This window comes from Micromonospora sp. NPDC051924, assembly GCF_055586005.1.
In genome coordinates this window covers 1-4,418 of the sequence record NZ_JBVJJA010000105.1, presented here as the reverse complement: position 1 = coordinate 4,418, position 4,418 = coordinate 1, and the positions used below count along the sequence as shown (strand labels likewise).

Here is a 4,418-nt window from a genome sequence, read left to right as displayed (position 1 = left end):
GCCCACCTGCACACCCACACCACCCACCCCATCGCCTGGAGTCACCTCATCCCCGAGACCCGGGCACACGCCACCCCGCCCAGCTACCCCTTCCAGCACCAGCGGTACTGGGCCGCAGTCGCTCCGGCCGCCCACCCGCACCGGCTCGGATTGCGGGCCACCAGCCACCCCCTGCTGGCCGCCACCCTCACCACCGCCACCGGCGGCGAGCACCTCTTCACCGGGCACCTCTCCCGCCGGGCGCACCCCTGGCTCGCCGACCACACCATCGCCGACGCCGGGCTGCTGCCCGCCACCGCGCTGGTCGAGGCCGCCCTGCACGCCTGCACCGTCGCCGGGTATCCGCTGCTGGAGGAGTTGACCCTCGAGGCGCCGGTGCCGATCGCCGACGGCGGCACCGACCTCCAGGTCACCGTCACCGGCAGCGACCAGCCGAGACGGCATACGTTCGCCGTCCACACCCGACCGGCCGACGACCCAGACGCGCCGTGGACCACCCACGCCACCGGCCTGCTCGCGGAGGAGGACGGAGCCGCCCCGGCACCGCTCGGGGCCTGGCCGCCGGCCGGCACGGAACCGGTCGACCTGGCCGGGGCGTACCCGCGGCTGGCCGAGGCGGGCTACCGGTTCGGGCCGGCGTTCCAGGGACTGCGCGCGGCCTGGCGCTCCGGCGACGACCACTACGCCGAGATCGCGCTGCCCGAGCAGGTGGACGGCACCGGGTACGCGGTGCATCCCGCGCTGCTCGACGCGGCGCTGCATCCGGCGCTGCTGGCCGTCCTGGACGACGACGCGGACACCGTCCGCCAGGCGTTCGCGTGGGAGCAGGTCCGCCTGCACGCCACCGGCGCGACGGCGCTGCGGGTACGCCTCACCCGCCGGTCACCGGAGCGGCTGGCGCTGACCGCGTACGACCCGGCCGGGGAACCCGTGCTCAGCGCGGCCGGGGTGCTTTCCCGCGCCACCACCGCCGCGCGGGTCGCCGCCGCAACCGCCCGGCCGGACCGGCTGTTCCAGGTGGAGTGGACGCCGATCCCACCGGCGCAGGCCGAGTCGACCGCGTCCTGGATGCTGCTCGGCGGAGACGCGGTGGCGGTCGGGCTGCCCGGCGTACCCGTGGTCGCCGACCTCGCGGCGGTGACGGGCGACCCGGCGCTCGCGGCGCTGGTGCTGCCGCTGCCCACCGACGAGGAGGCGGAGGACGTGCCGGCGGCCGTGCACCGGCGGACGGGCGCGCTGCTGCACACCGTGCGGGACTGGCTGGCCCGTGAGGACCTGGCGGACAGCCGCCTCGTGGTGCTCACCCGCGGCGCGGTCGGCACCGGAGCCGGCGACCCGGTCACCGACCTGGCCGGGGCCGCCTGCTGGGGCCTGCTGCGCACCGCCCAGACCGAACACCCCGACCGGATCGTGGTGGTCGACACCGACCGGCACCCGGACAGCCTCGCGGCGCTCGCCCTCGCCGTCGGCACCGCCGCCGTCCGGGGCGAGCCACAGCTCGCGCTGCGTGTCGGCGCGCTGCACGCGCCCCGGCTGACCCCCGCCGCGATCGAGCCGGCCGCCGCCCTGCCGTTCCACCCCGAGGGCACCGTGCTGGTCACCGGCGGCACCGGGACGCTCGGCCGGCTGACCGCCCGGCACCTGGCCGCCCGGCACGGCGTACGTCATCTGCTGCTGGTCGGCCGGCGCGGCCCGGAACACCCGGACGCCGAGGCCGTCGTCCGGGAACTGGGCGAGCTCGGGGCCACGGCGAACGTGGTCGCCGCCGACCTGGCCGACCCGGCGGCGGTCCGGGACCTGCTGGCCGGCATCGACCCGGCGTACCCGCTCACCGCGGTCGTGCACGCGGCCGGGGTGACCGACGGCGGGCCGGTGGACCGGCTCACCGACGGACAGCTGCACGACGTGCTCGCGCCGAAGGTCGACGCGGCCTGGCAGCTGCACCGGCTCACCGACGCGCACCTGGTGCTCTACTCCTCGATCGCCGGCAGCCTGAACACCAGCGGGGTGGCCAACTACGCGGCCGCGAACGCCTTCCTGGACGCCCTCGCCGGGCACCGCCGCGCGCAGGGCCGACCGGCGACCGCGCTGGCCTGGGGCTACTGGGACGTCGAGACCGGTATGAGCGGGGCCATGTCGGACGCCGACCGGCGGCTGCTGGCCCGGGCCGGGCTGGCGGCGCTGCCCGTCGAGGAGGGGGTACGGCTGCTGGACACCGCGCTGGCCACCGACCGGCCGGTGCTGGTGCCGGCCGGTCTCGACCGGGCGGCGGTCCGCGCCCGGGCCCGGGGCGGGGACCTGCCGGCCGTGCTGCGCGCGCTCGCCCCGGCCGGGCTGCGCCAGGCCGCGACGACCGCCCCGGCATCGGCGTCGCCGCTCGCCGGGCAGCTCGCCGGGCGCGCGCCGGACGACCAACTGTCCCTTCTGGTCGACCTGGTCCGGGCCCACGTCGGCGCGGTGCTCGGGCACGTCGACCCCGCCGGCCTCGACGTGGGGCAGGACTTCAAGAGCCTGGGCTTCGACTCGATGACCGCGGTGCAGCTGCGCAACCGGCTGCGGACCGCCACCGGGCTGCGGCTGCCCGCCACCCTGGTCTTCGACCACCCGACCGTCCGGGCGGTGGCCACGCTGCTGCGCGGCATGCTGCTCGACCTGCCGGCCGCCCGGCCGGCGGCGACGGCGGCGGTGACCGGCACGACGGAACCGATCGCGATCATCGGGATGGCCTGCCGCTACCCGGGCGGGGTCAGCTCCCCCGAGGAGCTGTGGCAGCTGCTCGCCGCCGGCACCGACGCGATCGGCGAGTTCCCCACCGATCGGGGCTGGGACCTCGCCGCCCTCTACCACCCGGACCCGGACACCCCGGGCACCACGTACGCCCGCGCCGGCGGGTTCGTCCGGGACGCCGCCGAGTTCGACCCGGCCTTCTTCGGGATCAGCCCCAAGGAGGCGACGGCGATGGACCCGCAGCAGCGGCTGCTGCTGGAGGCCGCCTGGGAGACGGTGGAGCGGGCCGGGATCGACCCGACCACGCTGCGCGGCACCGCCACCGGCGTGTTCACCGGCCTCACCCACCAGGAGTACGTCGGCCAGCCCGGTGCCGCGGCGGACGCCGAGGGCTACCTGCTCACCGGGAGCACCACGAGTGTCGCGTCCGGCCGGGTCGCGTACGCGCTGGGTCTGGAGGGCCCGGCGGTCACCGTGGACACGGCGTGCTCGTCGTCGCTGGTGGCGCTGCACCTGGCCGCCCAGTCGCTGCGCAGCGGAGAGTGCGAGCTGGCCCTCGCCGGCGGGGTCACCGTGATGGCCAGCCCGACCGGGTTCATCGAGTTCGCCCGGCAGCGGGGGCTGGCCGCCGACGGCCGGTGCAAGCCGTTCGCGGCGGCCGCCGACGGGTTCGGCTTCGCCGAGGGCGTCGGCCTGGTGCTGCTGGAACGGCTCTCCGTGGCCCGGGAACGCGGCCACCGGGTCCTCGCCGTGGTGCGGGGCTCGGCGGTGAACCAGGACGGGGCGAGCAACGGACTCACCGCCCCCAACGGCCCCGCCCAGGAGCGGGTCATCCGGCAGGCCCTCGCCAACGCGAGGCTGACCCCCGCCGACGTGGACGCCGTCGAGGCGCACGGCACCGGCACCACCCTCGGCGACCCCATCGAAGCGCAGGCCCTGCTCGCCACGTACGGGCAGGAACGCCGCGACGACCGGCCACTGTGGTTGGGGTCGATCAAGTCGAACATCGGGCACACCCAGGCCGCCGCCGGCGCGGCCGGGATCATCAAGATGGTCCTCGCCCTCCGGCACGGCCTGCTGCCCCGGTCACTGCACCTCGACGCGCCCAGCCCGCACGTGGACTGGGGCAGCGGCCAGGTGCGGTTGCTCGACGTGCCCGTCGAGTGGCGGCGCAACGGTCACCTGCGCCGGGCGGGCGTGTCCTCGTTCGGCATCAGCGGGACGAACGCGCACGTGATCCTCGAGGAGGCGCCCGCGGCGGAGCCGGCCGCCGTGTCGGCCGACCCGTGGGACGGGTGGGCGTCATGGGTGCTGTCCGCGAAGACCGACCGCGCGCTGCGCGACCGGGCGGCACACCTGCTCGGCTGGCTGGCCGACCACGAGGACGTCCCGCCGGCCGCCGTCGCCGACGCCCTCGCCCGGCGGACCCGGTTCGCGCACCGGGCGGCGGTCACCGCCGCCAACCGGGCGGACTTCGTCGCCGCGCTGACCGCCCTCGCCAACGGCGAGCCGCACCCGCACCTCACCACCGCCCTCGCGAACGGCGAGGACGGCAGGGTGGCGTTCTGTTTCACCGGTCAGGGCAGCCAGTACCCCGGCATGGGCGCCGACCTCTACACCACCAACCCCGTCTACCGGGACACCTTCGACCAGACCTGCGAGGCGTTGAACGCGCACCTGGACCACCGGCT

Annotated in this window: 1 protein-coding gene; it reads left to right on the top strand. The window is 76.8% G+C overall.

Going from position 1 to position 4,418, the window contains the following annotated elements; all coding sequences use genetic code 11:
• On the top strand, nucleotides 1-4,418 hold a 4,418-nt coding region (locus tag ACZ6S5_RS34780), incomplete at both ends, for a type I polyketide synthase (RefSeq protein WP_466006535.1).